The 15,376-nt window shown below is 73.8% G+C and carries 11 protein-coding genes; 1 reads left to right on the top strand and 10 read right to left on the bottom strand.

Going from position 1 to position 15,376, the window contains the following annotated elements; genetic code table 11:
* Positions 1-5: 5 nt before the first annotated feature.
* From ACFYT9_RS01380 to ACFYT9_RS01420, 9 genes are all read right to left on the bottom strand, one after another.
* A complete protein-coding gene (locus tag ACFYT9_RS01380; protein WP_387272343.1) occupies positions 6-1,034 on the bottom strand; it encodes a glutamate ABC transporter substrate-binding protein in 1,029 nt (342 codons plus the stop codon).
* A 53-nt stretch (positions 1,035-1,087) separates the two neighbouring features.
* Positions 1,088-2,530, bottom strand: coding sequence for a hypothetical protein (locus ACFYT9_RS01385; protein ID WP_376602230.1), 1,443 nt, complete (start codon positions 2,528-2,530; stop codon positions 1,088-1,090).
* 341 nt (positions 2,531-2,871) lie between these two features.
* Positions 2,872-3,846: an N-acetylglucosamine kinase gene (locus tag ACFYT9_RS01390; protein WP_389160188.1), complete on the bottom strand. Its 975-nt coding sequence runs from the start codon at positions 3,844-3,846 to the stop codon at positions 2,872-2,874.
* Entirely contained in the window at positions 3,837-5,102 is a 1,266-nt protein-coding gene (locus ACFYT9_RS01395; protein WP_389160190.1) for a 6-phospho-beta-glucosidase, read from the bottom strand. Before ACFYT9_RS01395 ends, ACFYT9_RS01390 begins: the two co-directional genes overlap by 10 nt.
* Positions 5,103-5,109: 7 nt before the next feature.
* The gene (locus ACFYT9_RS01400) at positions 5,110-6,009 is read right to left on the bottom strand and encodes a carbohydrate ABC transporter permease (RefSeq protein ID WP_387272335.1); all 900 of its coding nucleotides are present in this window, start codon (positions 6,007-6,009) and stop codon (positions 5,110-5,112) included.
* Between the two features lie 3 nt (positions 6,010-6,012).
* Positions 6,013-6,894: a carbohydrate ABC transporter permease gene (locus ACFYT9_RS01405; protein ID WP_387272427.1), complete on the bottom strand. Its 882-nt coding sequence runs from the start codon at positions 6,892-6,894 to the stop codon at positions 6,013-6,015.
* A gap of 133 nt (positions 6,895-7,027) precedes the next feature.
* Complete coding sequence (locus ACFYT9_RS01410) at positions 7,028-8,374, bottom strand: ABC transporter substrate-binding protein (protein WP_389160192.1); 1,347 nt, start codon at positions 8,372-8,374, stop codon at positions 7,028-7,030.
* Between the two features lie 144 nt (positions 8,375-8,518).
* Positions 8,519-9,727, bottom strand: coding sequence for an ROK family protein (locus ACFYT9_RS01415; RefSeq protein ID WP_376604438.1), 1,209 nt, complete (start codon positions 9,725-9,727; stop codon positions 8,519-8,521).
* Between the two features lie 218 nt (positions 9,728-9,945).
* Positions 9,946-11,028: a mechanosensitive ion channel family protein gene (locus ACFYT9_RS01420; protein WP_387272331.1), complete on the bottom strand. Its 1,083-nt coding sequence runs from the start codon at positions 11,026-11,028 to the stop codon at positions 9,946-9,948.
* Between the two features lie 240 nt (positions 11,029-11,268).
* Here ACFYT9_RS01420 and ACFYT9_RS01425 point away from each other — a divergent pair, with 240 nt between their 5' ends.
* Positions 11,269-11,832, top strand: a complete 564-nt coding sequence (locus tag ACFYT9_RS01425) for an HNH endonuclease (RefSeq protein WP_360309477.1) — start codon at positions 11,269-11,271, stop codon at positions 11,830-11,832.
* Between the two features lie 61 nt (positions 11,833-11,893).
* Here the strand turns inward: ACFYT9_RS01425 and ACFYT9_RS01430 are convergent, their stop codons facing one another.
* Positions 11,894-15,154 carry a beta-N-acetylglucosaminidase domain-containing protein gene (locus ACFYT9_RS01430; protein ID WP_389160609.1) on the bottom strand — a complete coding sequence of 1,087 codons (3,261 nt, stop codon included), beginning with the start codon at positions 15,152-15,154 and terminating at the stop codon, positions 11,894-11,896.
* Positions 15,155-15,376: the final 222 nt, after the last annotated feature.

The raw sequence follows: 15,376 nt of genomic DNA on the forward strand, positions 1-15,376 counted from the left end.
TCCTTCTACTTGTACAGCGGGAGGGGCGGCTCGGCCTTGCCGAGCCCGGCCTCCAGCCAGGTCCTGTACGCGTCCTGCCAGGGGCCCTTCCGGTAGTCCTCCAGCACCTTGTTGACCCGGCGGACCAGGTCGTCGTTGCCGAGCCTCGCCGCCACCCCGTAGTACTCCTCGGTGAACGGCTCCCCCTTCAGCTCCACCGCCGGGTCCTGCGCGGCCTGCCCGGCCGCGAGCGCGTTGTCGGTGACGACCGCGTCGACCTCGCCCATCTGGAGCCGGGCCAGGCAGTCGAGCTGGTTGGGGACGGTCAGCAGGTTCCGGTCGGCGGGGGTGCCGTCGCCCTCGTCACGGAAGACCGCGCCGAAGGACTTCTCCTCCAGCGCCTCGTAGGCCGTGGAGCCCTCGGCGGTGCAGACCCGCCGGTCCTTCAGCGTGGTGTCGTAGCCGGTGACCGGGGAGTCCTTCGGGGCCAGCACCTGCTGCCCGGCACGGAAGTAGGCGGTGGAGAACGCCACCTGCTTGATCCGCTTGCAGTTGATCGTCATCGTGCGGACCACCAGGTCCACCTGGCCGCTGTCCAGGGCCGCGATCCGCTGGTTCGTGGGCACCGCGCGCAGGACGATCGCCTCCTCGTCGCCCAGCAGGTCCTTGGCGATCGCCCGCGCCAGGGTGATGTCGAACCCCTCCAGGGTGCCGGTCTCCGGGTTCCGGAACCCCCAGCGGTAGCTGGACTGGTCGACGCCGACGATCAGCTTCCCCCGCTTCCTGATCGCGGCGACCGAGGGCCCGTCCACCGCGGAGGGCCGCAGCGACGCCTGCGGGTCCTCGCAGGTGTCGGCCTTCACCTGGACGCCGGTGCCCACGCCGGGACCCGGCCCGAAGGGGCCGACGGGGGCGGTGCCGCCCGTGTCCCGGGTCAGCGGCAGCAGGGTGAGCGAGGCGGTCAGCGCGCAGGCCACGCCCATCGCGGCCACGCCGCCCCAGCCCCGCAGCCGCCGTGCCGCCCGCCGTGCCACCGACGCGCCGTCGTGTGCCATCCCGCCCCCTCTCACCGGTCCTCCGCCCCCTCTCACCGGTCCTCCGCCCCCTCTCACCGGTACTCCGACAGTCTTCGGTTGATGCCGAGCACCGCGCCCAGGGCGCCCAGCGCGCCGAGCGCCGCCGCCCCCAGCGGAAGCCCGGTCAGCGCGTCCACCGCCCCGCCCGCGGAACGGGTGAACTCGGCCTGCTCGTGCGCGAGGGCACGCTCCAGGGCCGCGTCGACCTTGTCGAAGCACCAGCCCGCCGACTCCTTGGGCTCCGCCTCGCCCTTGGGGCCGATGATCAGGTCGAGGGCGTCCCGGTACTCGCCGCTCTCGCCGAGCTCCCGCGCCGCCGCGTGCCGCTTCTGCCACTCGCCGGCCCCGGCGGCCGCCTCCCGCAGGGGCGCCTGGCCCGCCTCGTCGTCGGCGAGCCGCGTCGCCCGGGCGAGCGCGTCGGTGAGCGCGGACATGCCGGTCGCGTACTCGGCCTCGTACTTGTCGTTCTGCCCGTCCTCGGTGAGCACCGCGCCCCGGGCCACCTGGGTCAGGTTCTCGTTGGCACGGGCCTTGAGGGAGCTGATCCGCGCCTCGTTGAGCAGCTGGAGCGACTGCTGGCCCTCGGACTGCGCGGCGCCCAGTCCCGCCCGGGCCACGGTGTGCGCCCCGGCCACCCACAGCAGCACCAGTACGGCGGCCGCGGCGGCGGCGAGCAGCCCCCGGCTGAACACCCGGTTGGTGCGCCGGTACTCCCGCCGCTGCGCCCACACCAGGACGCCGAGAGCGAGCACCCCGGCGCCGAGCGCCAGGTACGGCCAGGCGCGGGCGGCCTCGTCGTCCTGGTGGAGCCGGGCGGTCTCCGCCCCGTAGAGCCTCTCCGCCGCCGGGAGCAGCCGGGTCGTCATCTCCTGGTTGGCGTAGCGGAGATACGCGCCGCCCAGCGGCAGGCCCTGCCGGTTGGCGGCCCTGGCCCGCTCGATCAGCCCGGTGTAGCGCGGCAGCAGTTCGTTCAGGGTGGCGATCTCGCGGGCCGCCTCGCCCGAACCGTCCGTGTTCGCCGCCGCCTTCACCAGGAGACGGGAGGCCGTCGCGATGTCCCGGTCGTAGCGGGCCCGGGACTCGGCCGGTTCGAGTATCCCGGCGAGGAAGCCGGCCGCGGCCGTCGAGTCGGCGTCGGCCAGGGAGCGGTAGATCGCGGCGGCGTCGGCGCTCAGCGGCTGGCTGCGCCCGACGACGTCCTCGGCGGAGCCGGCCCGGTCGGCGGCCTCAAGCCCGGCGACCGTGCCCAGCGCGAGGACCAGCAGCGCCAGCACGGCGCCCAGGATCCGCAGCCGGCCCGGCTCGGTCGTCGCGGCCTCGCGCAGCACCTCGCGCCCGGTCGCCCACGCGCCCTTCGCGGGCGGCGGGGCGGCGCCGACCGCGGCGGCGCGCGAGACCTGCCCCGGCACCGTCGGCCGGGCGGGCGCGGATGCCGGGCCCTGCGCCGCGGCGGGCGCGCTCGGCGGCTGTGTCACGTGACCTCCCCCTCGGTCTCGACGTCGATCGACCCCGGCGAGCAGTATGGCCGCAGGCGGCCCGCCCGCACACCGGGAATGACACGATCTTGTGCCTATCGTGCCCCACTCCCAAGGGAGTTCCGCGGGCGAGCCCCCTCCCGCCGCCTCCCCGGACCTCCGCGCACCCTCCCCGGGCTCTTCTCGAATCCTCCTCGAACCCTCCTCGAACACCCTTCCCTCTGTATACGTCGGCCGACCCCGACCGGTTCCGCCCCGGGCGTCGCTCGAACAGGTGAACATGCCGGTGGGGCGCCCCCCCGGAAGGAAGGGCGCCCCACCGCGACGGAAGCGGACCCACGTCAGACCGCGTAATGCCCCCGCAGCCGCTCCGCCGCCCCGGCGTCCGCCCCCGACTCGTCCAGGGCGAGCAGCCCCGCGCCCAGCACCGGCGGCGCCGTCACGAAGCGGACGACCGCCTTCGGGGCCCGCTCCGCGAGGAGTTCACGCAGCCGGTCCTCCAACTGCGGGTGCCGGGCGGCCAGCACGCTGCCGCCCAGGACCACGGGCGCCTCCTCGTCGAGCAGCCCGAGCCGCCGCAGCGCCACCGTCGACAGCGCCACGACCTCCTCGGCCATCCGGTGCACCAGGGAGAGCGCCACCGCGTCGCCCTCCGTCGCCACCCGGAACAGCACCGGCACCAGCTCGTGCCGCCGCGCCTGCGGGATCAGGCCCAGGTGCAGCGCCTCGATCAGCGCGTACATGGTCTTCCGGCCGAAGTGCGCGGGCAGCGCCACGGCCAGCTCGGTCGGCTCGCCCCGGCCGTCCTCGGCGCGGGCCGCGAACCACATGGCCTCGTCGGAGAGGCCCCCGCCCCCGCCCCAGTCCCCGGAGATCTTCCCGATCGCCGGGAAGCGGGCGGTCCGCCCGTCCGGGGTCATGCCCACGCAGTTCACGCCGGCGCCGCAGACCACCGCCACCCCGCGCGGCTCGTCGAGCCCGGCCCGCAGGATCGCGAAGGTGTCGTTGTGGACCCGTACCGAACGGCTCCACCCCCGTTCGAGGAGTTCCTGCTCCAGCGCGGCCTCCTCGACCGGCAGGTCGGCGTTGGCGAGGCAGGCGGTGACATGGGCGAAGTCGAGGGGGACGCCCGCGTCCGCGGCCGCCCGTCCCACGATCTCCTCCAGCCCGTCGACCGCCGCCGCCACCCCCACCAGCGGCGGCTGGAAGCCTCCGCCGCGCGCGGTTCCCAGCACCGTGCCGTCCGGCGCGAGGACCGCCGCGTCGGTCTTGCTGTTGCCCGCGTCGACCGCGAGCAGTATCCCGTTCACGCCCACGCGAGGTGCTCCCGGTTGTGGGCGATCAGCCGGTCGGTGAGCTGCTCGGCGTACGCGTACTGGCCGACCAGCGGGTGGGCGAGCAGCGCCTTGAAGACCCGCTCCCGGCCGCCGCGCAGGGCCGCGTCGAGCGCCAGGTCCTCGTACGCCGTCACGTTCGCGATCAGACCGGCGTACAGCGGGTCCACCGGCGCGACCGGCAGCGGCACCGCCCCGCCGGGGCCGACCGCCGCCTGCGTCTCGATGACGGCGTCGTCCGGCAGGAACGGCAGCGTGCCGTCGTTGCGGGTGTTCACCACCTGGTACGGCGAGCCCGAGCCGCCCAGCAGCGAGGCCGCGAGGTCCACGGCCGCCTCCGAGTAGAAGGCGCCGCCGCGCTTCCCGAGCAGCGCCGGCTTCTCGTCGAGCGCCGGGTCGCCGTACATCTCCAGGAGCTCCTTCTCCATCGCCGCGACCTCCGCGGCCCGCGACGGCTTGGTGCGCAGCTCCTCCACGACCTCGTCGTGCGCGTAGTAGTAGCGCAGGTAGTACGAGGGGACGACACCGAAGCGGTCCATCACCAGGCGCGGCAGGTGGAGGTCGCCGGCGATCGTGTCGCCGTGCTCGGCGAGCAGCCGGGGCAGCACGTCCTCGCCGTCCGGGCCGCCGAGCCGGACGCCCGTCTCCCAGGTGAGGTGGTTGAGGCCGATGTGGTCGAGGTGGATCTCGGAGGGGGCCACGTCGAGGAGGCGGGCGAACTTGCGCTGGAAGCCGATGGCCACGTTGCACAGGCCGACGGCCTTGTGCCCGGCCCGCAGCAGGGCGCGGGTGACGATGCCGACGGGGTTGGTGAAGTCGATGATCCAGGCGTCCGGGTTGGCGCGCCGGACCCGCTCGGCGATGTCGAGGACGACCGGGACGGTGCGCAGCGCCTTGGCGAGGCCGCCGGCGCCGGTGGTCTCCTGGCCGACGCAGCCGCACTCCAGCGGCCAGGTCTCGTCCTGGTTCCGGGCGGCCTGGCCGCCGACGCGGAGCTGGAGGAGGACGGCGTCGGCGCCCTCGACGGCGGCGTCGAGGTCGGTGGTGGTGGTGATCCGCCCGTCGTGGTCCTGCTTGGCGAAGATCCGCCGGGCCAGGCCGCCGACGAGGTCGAGCCGGTCGGCGGCCGGGTCGACGAGGACGAGTTCGGTGATGGGCAGGGTGTCGCGCAAGCGCGCGAATCCGTCGATCAGTTCGGGGGTGTAGGTCGATCCGCCCCCCACGACAGCGAGCTTCATTCTTGTCTCAGCCCTTCACTCCGGTCAGGGTGACTCCCTCGACGAACGCCTTCTGCGCGAAGAAGAACACGAGGATCACGGGGGCCATGACCAGGACGGTCGCGGCCATGGTCAGGTTCCAGTCGGTGTGGTGCGCGCCCTTGAAGGACTCCAGGCCGTAACTGAGCGTCCAGGCGGCCGGGTTCTCGGAGGCGTAGATCTGCGGCCCGAAGTAGTCGTTCCAGCAGTAGAAGAACTGGAAGAGGGCGACGGCGGCGATGCCGGGCTTCGCCATCGGCAGCACGATCCGCAGCAGCGTGCGCAGTTCGCCGCAGCCGTCGATCCGGGCCGCCTCGACGTACTCGTCGGGGATGGTGAGGAGGAACTGGCGCAGCAGGAAGATGGCGAAGGCGTCGCCGAAGGCCAGCGGGATGATCAACGGCCAGAGCGAGCCGGACAGGTCCGCCTGCTTGGCCCAGAACAGGTACATCGGGATGATCACGACCTGCGGCGGCAGCATCATCATCGAGATGACGAGCAGCATCGACAGGTGCCGGCCGCGGAAGCGGAACTTGGCGAGCGCGTAGGCGACGGGGATCGACGAGACGACGACGAGGACGGTGCCGAGCCCCGCGTACAGCAGCGAGTTCTTCCACCAGGTGAGGAAGCCGGGGGTCTCGAAGACCTTGACGTAGTTCTCGAAGTGCCAGGAGTTCGGGGTGAGGTCGCGGGTCAGCGCCTGCTGGTCGCTCATCAGCGAGGTGAGGACGACGAAGACGAACGGCAGGACGAAGAAGAGCGCCGCGGCGATCCCGAGCGAGTGCACGGCGATCCAGTGCAGCAGCGCCTTGCGGCGGGCCTGCCGCGCCGCGGGGGTCGCGGGGGCCGGGGCGGTCGGTGAGGTCGGGGAGGGGGCGGTGAGGGTCATGGTTCAGTCACCCGAGCCGATCAGGCCGCCGCGCCGGCGCATGAGCAGGGCGGTGAAGGCCATGGAGAAGGCGAAGAGCACGAGCGCCACCACGCAGGCGGCGCCGTAGTTGAACTGGCTGAAGCCGAGGCTGTAGACGAGCTGCGGCAGGGTGAGCGTGGAGTCGTCCGGGTAGCCGGGGACGAAGGTGACGCCGGAGCCGCCCATCACGCCCGAGGCGACCTTGGAGGCCACGATCGGCTGCGTGTAGTACTGCATCGCGCCGATGATGCCGGTGACCAGCGCGAAGAGGATGATCGGCGAGATGTTCGGCAGGGTGATGTGGCGGAACCGCTGCCAGGGGCCCGCGCCGTCCAGTTCGGCGGCCTCGTACTGCTCCTTCGGCACGTCGAGCAGGGCGGCCATGAAGATGACCATGAGGTCGCCGATGCCCCAGACGGCGAGGACGGTGAGCGCGGGCTTGGCCCAGGCCGCGTCGTTGAACCAGGCGGGGGCGGGCAGGCCGACCGCTTCCAGGAGCGAGTTGACGGGTCCGGTGCCGGGGTTGAGCAGGAAGACGAAGGCGAGCGTCGCCGCCACCGGCGGGGCCAGGTAGGGCAGGTAGAAGAAGGTCCGGAAGACCCCCGCGCCCGTCTTGATCTTCGTGATGAGCAGGCCGATGCCGAGGCCGAAGACGACCCGGCAGCTCACCATGACGACGCAGAGCCAGAGGGTGTTCTGGAGGGCCGGCCAGAACTGCGGGAAGGACGTGAAGACGTACTCCCAGTTGGCCAGGCCCCGCCACTCCGGCGGGTTGAGGCCGTCGTACTTCATCAGCGAGAAGTAGACGGTCGAGACGAGGGGGTAGACGAAGAAGAAGCCGAAGCCGATCAGCCAGGGCGACATGAAGGCCAGGGTGCGGAGCGCGTTCCGCCGGCGCTTCGACCGGAGCGTGTTCCGTCCCCCGGGGGCGGAGGCGGCCGGCGCGGCCGCCTCCGTCGCGGGCAGGGTGTCCGTGCTCATGGGTGGGGTCCGGCCGTCACTTCGCCGCGGCGATGTCGCGGTCGATCTGGGCGGCGGTGTCCGCGAGGCCCTTCTTCAGGTCGGTGACCTGGCCCTTCTCGTACTGCTGGGCGAACTTCTGGAGGGTGTCCTGGTACGCGGAGCCGTTCACCGCGCCGTCCGAGGTGGTGGACTTCGGGTGCTGGGCGATGTCCAGGAAGGTCTTGAAGCGCGGGTCGAAGGCCAGCTTCGGGGACTTCAGGGCCTCCAGGGTGGAGGGGACGTTCCCGATGGAGTTGGCGAAGCTCACCACGGCCTCGGTGTCCGTGGTCATGTACTTGACCAGCTCCCAGGCGGCGTTCTGCTTCTTGCTCTGCGGCGCGATGCCCATGATCGTGCCGGAGAGGTAGCCCTTGCCGTACTCGGCGACCTCGTCGTCGGCGACCGGCAGCGGCGCCACGCCGACCTCGAACGGCACCTTGGCCTCCTTGACGAAGTTCAGCCGCCACTCGCCGTCCAGCTGCATGGCGACCTGGCCGGTCTGGAAGGGGTGCTTGGCGCCCCACTCGTCACCGAAGGTGGTGCGGTACTTGTCGAGCTTCTGGAAGCCGCCGAGCGCGTCCACCAGCGACTTCTGGTACGTCATCATCTCGGCGAAGCCGGGGTCGGTGGCCACGGTCGACCTGCCGTCCGCGCCGAAGTACCCGTCGTGGCTCCACTGCGACATGTAGTGCGAGACGACCGTCTCGTAGCCGAGGTAGTTCGGCATGAAGCCGAGCCGCTCGTACGAGTCGCCCTTGGCCTTCGTCAGCTTCTTGGCGACCTCGGTGAACTCGCTCCAGGTCTTCGGCGGCGCCTCCGGGTCGAGGCCGGCGGCCTTGAAGGCGTCCTTGTTGTAGAAGAGCCCGTACGCGTCGGAGAGCAGCGGCAGCGTGCAGCGCTTCCCCTCGAACTGGGTGTACTCCTGGAGGACCTTCGGGAAGATCTTGTCCAGGTCCAGCTTGTCCTTCTCGACGAAGGGCTGGAGGTCGGCGAGCGCGCCCGTGTGGCAGAACTTGCCGACGTTGGCCGTGGTGAAGGAGGCGACCACGTCCGGGCCGTTGGAGCCGCCCGCGCGGAGCGCCTGGCCGAGCTTGTCGTCGTTGATGTTGCCGACGACCTTCACCTTGATGTTCGGGTGGGCCTTCGTGAAGCGGGCGACGTTCTCCTCGATCGCCTTGACCTCGGAGGGGGCCGACCAGCCGTGCCAGAAGGTGAGGGTGGTCTCCGCCTTCGGGTCGTCGCTCGCGGCGTTCCCGGCGGAGCCGGTACAGGCGGTGGCGAAGAGGGCGAGCGAGGCGGTGGCGGCGAGCGCGGCGGCCGTTCTGCGGGTGCGTACGGGCATGGCGGTGTCTCCCTGGAGGGGTGGAGGGCGTGGCGGGCCGGCCCCGGGCGCGCGGGGGCGGCCGGGACGGTCGTACGGGGGTCGGGACGGTCGTACGGGATCGGGGAAGGCGTACGAGGGGTCGGGAAGGCGCGGTCGGGCGGGTCAGCGCGAGGTGTCGAATACCTCGTCGCGGGTGGTGGCGAGGGCGCTCTCCAGCGCCCCGCGCAGCACGGGTTCACGGGGGACGGCGGCGAGCACGAGCCGGGGCCGGGAGGCCGCGAGGTCGGCGAGCTCGGCCTGGACGCGGGCGCGCAGCGGTTCGCCGCCCGCGACGAGGACGTCGCCGGAGAGGACGATCAGCTCGGGGTCGAGGACGGCGGTGAGCGAGGCGAGACCGGTGGCGACCCGCTCGGCGTACCGGTCGAGCAGCTCCGCGTACGGCCCCTCGTCGGGGGTCTCGGCGGCGCGGGCCAGCAGTCCGGACGCCACCGGTACGTAGGGGTGGTCGGGGGTGTCGAGGCCGGCCGCCCGGGCGATCCGGGGCACCGACTGGACGCCGGCGAGCTCCTGGAAGCCGCCGGAGTTGGCCTTGGTGACCTGCCGGACCAGCGGGGTGCCGGGGACCGGGAGGAAGCCGACCTCGCCGGCGCCGCCGGTGAAGCCGCGGTGCAGCCGGCCGCCGAGGACGAGGGCGGCGCCGATGCCCTCCTCGTTCCACAGCAGGACGAAGTCCTCGTGCCCGCGGGCTGCGCCGAGGGCCCGCTCGGCCACGGCCACCAGATTGACGTCGTTCTCGTACTCGAAGGGCATGGGCAGGACCGCGGCCAGCTCCTCCAGCAGGGTGGGGGAGTGCCAGCCGGGCAGGTGGGAGGCGTACCGGAGCCGTCCGGTGGCCGGGTCGAAGGCACCGGGGGTGCCGATGACCAGGCGGCGCACGTCGGAGCGGGTGAGCCCGGCGGCCTTGACGGCCCCGTCGAGGGCGTCGGTGACCTGGCGGACCACGCCGTCACCGGTGCGCCCGCCGGTGCGGAGCTCGTACTCGCCGGTGACGGCGCCGGTGATGTCGGCGACCGCGGCACGGATGCGGTGCTGGTTGACGTCGAGCCCGGCGGCGTACCCGGCGTCCGGCGCGAGCGCGTACAGCTGGGCGCTGGGGCCGGGGCGGCCCTCGGTGGTGCCGGTGACGCGGACCAGCCCCGCGGCTTCGAGGCGGGCGAGGAGCTGGGACGCGGTCGGCTTGGAGAGGCCGGTGAGCTTGCCGATCCGGGTCCGCGAGAGGGTGCCGTGCTCCAGGAGGAGGTCGAGCGCCGCGCGGTCGTTCATGGCCCGCAGGACGCGCGGGGTGCCAGGGGTTCCCTGGGTACCTGCCATGACGGTCGCACCTGCCCTTCGACGCCGGGAGGCCATTGTGGGGCCTGACGGCCGCCGCTTCCTCCACCACACTGTTAGGAAAGTTTCCTATCCGGTGGGAGGACGGTAGGACGGGCGTCGGCGGGGCGTCAATACCCCCACACGCACGACACCCCCGACGGCAACCGAAGCGTTACCGGCGGGGGCGTCGTGGGGGTGTCGTGGGGTCGGTCCCCGGGTCAGTTCTTGCCGAGGTCCGTCTTCGGCAGCGGGGTGGCCGCCGCCGACTGCGGCGAGGTGGCGCTGGAGAACGCCGAGGGGGCCGCCATGCCCGCCGTCGGATCGGGCGTCGCCTCCTCCGCCTGCGCGGGCAGCCCGCCGACGATCCGGATGCCGGCCTCGTCCAGGCCCCGCTTGATCCGCCACCGCAGCTCGCGCTCGACGCCCAGCTTCTTGCCGGGCATCGTCTTCGCGGAGACCCGGACCGTCATCGAGTCCAGCAGCACCTCGGTCAGGCCGAGGATCTCCACCGGGCCCCACAGCCGCTCGTTCCACGGCTCGTCCTTGGCCATCGCCTCGCCCGCCGCAGTGATCACGGACTGCACCTGGTCCAGGTCCTCCGTCGGCCGGACCGTCACGTCGACCGAGGCCGTCGCCCAGCCCTGGCTGAGGTTCCCTATCCGCTTGATCTCGCCGTTGCGCACGTACCAGACCTCGCCGTCGACGCCGCGCAGCTTGGTCACCCGCAGCCCGACCTCGACGACCTCGCCGGAGGCCACGCCCGCGTCGACCGAGTCACCGACGCCGTACTGGTCCTCCAGGATCATGAAGACGCCGGAGAGGAAGTCCGTCACCAGGTTCCGCGCGCCGAAGCCGATCGCCACACCGGCCACACCGGCCGAGGCGAGCAGCGGCGCCAGATCGATGGCGAAGGCGCCCAGGATCATCAGCCCGGCCGTGCCCAGGATCAGGAAGGAGGCCACCGAGCGCAGCACCGAGCCGATCGCCTCGGACCGCTGCCGCCTGCGCTCCGCGTTGACGAGCAGACCGCCGAGCGCGGTCCCCTCCACCGCCTGGGCGGAGCGGTTCATCCGCTCGATCAGCTTCGTCAGGGCGCGGCGGACGGCCCACCGCAGCAACAGGGCGACCACCACGATCAGCAGGATCCGCAGACCGGTGTTCAGCCAGGTGGACCAGTTCTGTTCCACCCAGCTCGCCGCGTTGGTGGCCTTCTCCGCCGCCTCGTCCAGAGTCACCGGGATGGACTCGGGGTCGTTGGCGGCCGCCAGGACGGACCAGGACACGGGACAACCTCCAGGCATCGCGTACGCAGGCCATCCACCCTACGGGGCCCAGGACACCGAACCGTTGCCCGTGTTCGAGGGAGAGACCGACCTCACCCGGGCACATACCGGGAAGACATGCCGATGTGGTCGAGAACACGTCCGGCCCGCCCCACGCGATCGCGGGAACGTGGTGGCGCTCCGACCAGGCATGAGGAGAGACTGAGAGCAGTTCGTCCCGGCGCGAGCCACGCGCCGCCGGCGCCATAGGAGGCATCCGTGCCGCATGTCCTGGTCCTCAACGCGTCGTACGAGCCCCTGGGCGTCGTACCGCTCCGCCGCGCACTCGTCCTCGTGCTCGAGAACAAGGCCCTCTGCATCGAGGAGTCCGGCGCCTTCCTGCACAGCGAGCATCAGATCGTCCCCGCGCCCAGCGTGGTACGGCTGAAGCGCTTCGTGCGGGTCCCCTACCGGGGGCCCGTTCCCTTGACCCGCCGGGCCCTCTTCGCCCGCGACGGCGGGCGCTGCATGTACTGCGGGGGAGTGGCGACCAGCGTCGACCACGTCATCCCGCGCAGTCGGGGCGGGACGCACGCGTGGGAGAACGTGGTGGCCGCCTGCCGCCGCTGCAACCACGTCAAGGCGGACCGGCACCTGCGCGAGCTCGGCTGGCGGCTGCGCCACCAACCCGCGCCGCCGACCGGCCTGGCCTGGCGGATCATCGGCACCGGCCACCGGGACCCACGGTGGCTGCCCTACCTCACGCCGTACGGCGCCGAGGACGCGATGGCCCGGATCGACTCCGTCGCCGACACCCCCGCGGGGGCGTTGACGACCGGCTGAGATCCGGGCCTCTCGCGTTCCCCGGCCTGCCGGGGGCGCGCCGGACGGAGGAGGGCGCCGCTCAGGGAGCGGTGCCCTCCTCCGGCGCGTCCCGCTCCGGCGCTCCGGACGTCCCGGTCGGTGCCGCGGAGGCCCCGGTCGGCGCCGTGGAGGCCGCGTTCGGCTCCGCGGGTGTCGCGGAGCCCTCCGGAGTGCCGGGGCCCTTCGGGGGCTTCGGCGTCTTCGGGGTCCCGGGGGCGTCCGGGGTCCGCTCCGGCGTCACCGCGTACGTCTCCACCGACCAGAGCGAGTAGCCGTACGGGGTCGCCCGCTTCTCGCCCTGCACCCGCAGGAAGCGGGTGTCCGCCGCGTCCATCCGGACCGACTCCCGGCCGCCCCGCCCGTCCGTGACGGTCGCCGCGGTCCGCCAGTTGCGGCCGTCGGCGGAGACCTGCACCCGGTAGCGGGAGGCGTGCGCGTCCTGCCAGTGCAGGACCAGCTGCCCTATGCGGGCCGGCTCGGCCAGCTCCAGCTGGAACCAGGCGCCGTCCTCCGCCGGCGAGGACCAGCGGGTCTCCGGATCGCCGTCCACCGCCAGCGCGGCAGGGAAGTCCGCCGTCTCGTCGCCGGAGGAGGAGGCCGTCGCCGACCTGGCCAGGTCCGGGCCGCCGGTGCGCGGGAACGCCCGCACCGTCAGCACCCGCTCCTCGCCCGCGAACGACACCGGCACCCGGTACTCCCCGGACGCCGTGCCCGGCGCCACCGACACCTCCATCGGCACCGTCCTCGTGCCGCCGCGCTCCACCGCGGCCCGCTCCGGCAGCCGTACGGTGATCCCCTTCGGCGCCTTCGCCGTCAGCGGGCCCCGCACCCCGGCCGCCCGCCGGCCCGTCAGCTCCACGTCCACCCGGCCCGCCGCGCCGCCGATCTCCAGGTCCGTCTCCGTCCTGGCCAGCTCCAGACCGGCCTCGGGACCGTCCGCGAACCACGGCACCAGGGAGCGCACGTCGGGCGCCGGGCCCTCGCCGTCCCAGACGATCCGCAGCGCCTCGGCGCGCAGCCCCTTCAGCTCGGTCTGCGTCCAGCCGGAGGAGGACAGCGGGCCCAGCGGCCGCCAGCCCTCGCCCGCCACGTACGCCTCCACGCGCGCGTGCGCCGGGACGTCCGCCCCGGGCTCGCCGTCCTCCGCCGGCCTCCCGGCGTCCTTCCGGTCCGCCGGCGGGCCCGCGAGCACCGTCACCGCCTCCACCGGACGCTCCCGGTCCAGCTTCACCGTGTACGAACCGGCGGCCCGGTCCACCTCGCGCTCCGGGTCCCGGTCGGTGCCCGTCCAGGCCGCCGCCTCCTTCACCGCCCGGTCCAGGAACGGATCCAGGACCCCGTCGCCGACCGTCGCCCCGCTCGCCGCGATCCGCGGCCGCAGCGGCTCCAGGCGCAACTGCGCCTGCCAGGCCGCGGGACCGTCGCCGCGCCCCTGGGCGAGCAGCATGTCGACCGCGGCCTCGCCCGCCGCCCCGTACCGCGACAGCTGCTCCAGCCACGGCCCGGACTCGGCCCGCAGCGCGCCGCCCGCGGTCTCCGCCAGCCGCTCCGGCGCCTCCCGCATCACGGTGAAGGCGTCCCGCAGCTCGCGCCCCGCCCGCTCCCGCGCCGCCGCCGTGCCCGACGCCCGGGCCGACCAGAAGGCGCTCATCAGCGGCTTCAGACCGGCCGACTCGGCGTCCGGCGCGAGGAGCGACGAGGCCGCGTTCCCGGCCAGCGCGCCGAGCGCCTCCCGCGCCGCCGGCGCGGGGCCCGCCAGTTCGTCGACGGCCGCCCGCCAGGATTCCGCGGGCCGGTAGCCGCGCGGGTTCCAGGCGAAGTCGGCGGTGGTGAAGAGCGGGATCCGGGAGGCCGAGGGCTGCTCCATCGCGTGCGCCAGATAGGCGGCGGAACCGGCCGCCACGGCCGGCTCCCGGCCCGTGGAGGGCCCCAGGAAGAGCCGGTCCTGCGCGTAGTCGTTCACCGGGTAGTTGTCCATGGTGACCAGCGGCCGCTGGCCCAGGGCCGCCCGCACCCCGGCCAGTTCGGTGCCGGTGATGGTGCGCGGCACCACGCCGACGCCCGTCCACGCCACCCGCACCCGCCCGTCCAGCGCCCGCGCGAGCGCCGAACGGTACTCGCTGGTGCCCTCCTGGTAGTACTCCGTCGGCAGCACCGTCAGCGGCTCCAGGCCCGGATACCGCTCGGCGAGGTGCCGGGCCACCGCGTTCGCCACGCGCGCGTGCGCCCGGGCCGCGCCCGCCGCGTCCCGCCCGAAGGCGTCGGCGTCCTCGTCGCAGGTCCACTCGCCGAACCCGGCGTCCGGGAACTGGAGCTGGAAGGAGCGGAAACCGAGCTCCCGCATCGCGTCCAGCTTCCGCGTCAGCACCGCCAGGTCCGCGTCCGAGGACAGGCACATCGACTGGGCCGGGGCCACCGCCCAGCCCAGCGACACGTGCCGGGCCCTGGCCCGCTCCGCCAGCGCGCGGAAGCCGGCCCGCTGCGCCTCCGGGTAGGGCTCGCGCCACTGCGCGGCGCGGTACGGGTCGTCACCGGGAGCGTAGAGATAGCGGTTCTGCTTGGTGCGGCCCAGGAAGTCGATCATCTCCAGGCGCTGCTCCGTCGTCCACGGGGTGCCGTAGAAGCCCTCCGTGATCCCCCGCTCGGCGGTGCCGGGCCAGTCCCGGACGACGACGCCCGGCACCTCGCCGCCGACGCCGTCCGGCCCCGGGCCGAGCAACTGGCGGAGCGTCTGCACCGCGTGGAACAGGCCGTCCTCGCCGGTCCCGTCCAGCACCACGGTGTCCCGGCCGCCGAACCGGCCGGTGGCGAGCCGGTAGCCGCCGTCCGGCAGGTCGCCCCGCTCGGCCACCCCGAAGGAGGCCAGTGCCTCCTGCGCCGCCGCCCCGGAGGGCCCCGAGAGGCGGAGCACCGGGCCCGCGCCGGGCAGCCCCTCGTGCACCGTCCGCACCCCGGCGTCGGCGAGCAGCTCCCGCAGCGCCCGCAGGGCGTACTTGTCGGCGTCCTCGTCCGCGACGAGGGTCACCCGCTCCCCGAGGCGCACGGCGGGCCCCGCGGCCGTCAGCGACTGCGGCCGGGGCCACACGGAGGGCGTGCGCGCGCGGGCGGAGCCGGTCCGGGGCGCGGGCGCGGCCGGGGCGGCGGCCGGCCCGGAGGGGGCCGCGGGAGCGGCGGCGAGGTCGGGCACCGAGGCGGGGAGCGGGGCGGCGCCCGCCGAGCCGGGCACGGCACCGCCGAGGAACCCGCCGATCACGGCGGCGGCGACCGCGGTCGCCGTACGAGGACCGCGGCCCGGACGCACGGGGGTCACGGGGTCTCCCTTCACCGGGACGGGGACCCGCCGGATCGTCAGACGCTGTCCCTGCCCGGCCGGTTGGTCACGAGCGGGTTACGACCCCACCACCCTTCGCACGGGGGTGTCAATGCGACGGGGCGAAGTGTCGGCTTTGCCCGGTGAACCTCCGGCGAGCTGTCGCCCTTTCGCCGTCTTCCCCCGGTAAAAGGGGCAAAGCGAGGCGCGATG

This window comes from Streptomyces sp. NPDC004435 (genome assembly GCF_042873895.1).
Taxonomy (GTDB): Bacteria; Actinomycetota; Actinomycetes; order Streptomycetales; family Streptomycetaceae; genus Streptomyces.

Coding starts and splice junctions, on each gene's coding strand:
- ACFYT9_RS01395 (WP_389160190.1), bottom strand. CDS start 5,102: ATGAAGCTCGCTGTCGTGGGGGGCGGATCGACCTACACCCCCGAACTG.
- ACFYT9_RS01415 (WP_376604438.1), bottom strand. CDS start 9,727: ATGGCAGGTACCCAGGGAACCCCTGGCACCCCGCGCGTCCTGCGGGCC.
- ACFYT9_RS01405 (WP_387272427.1), bottom strand. CDS start 6,894: ATGTCGCCCTGGCTGATCGGCTTCGGCTTCTTCTTCGTCTACCCCCTC.
- ACFYT9_RS01420 (WP_387272331.1), bottom strand. CDS start 11,028: ATGCCTGGAGGTTGTCCCGTGTCCTGGTCCGTCCTGGCGGCCGCCAAC.
- ACFYT9_RS01380 (WP_387272343.1), bottom strand. CDS start 1,034: ATGGCACACGACGGCGCGTCGGTGGCACGGCGGGCGGCACGGCGGCTG.
- ACFYT9_RS01400 (WP_387272335.1), bottom strand. CDS start 6,009: ATGACCCTCACCGCCCCCTCCCCGACCTCACCGACCGCCCCGGCCCCC.
- ACFYT9_RS01410 (WP_389160192.1), bottom strand. CDS start 8,374: ATGCCCGTACGCACCCGCAGAACGGCCGCCGCGCTCGCCGCCACCGCC.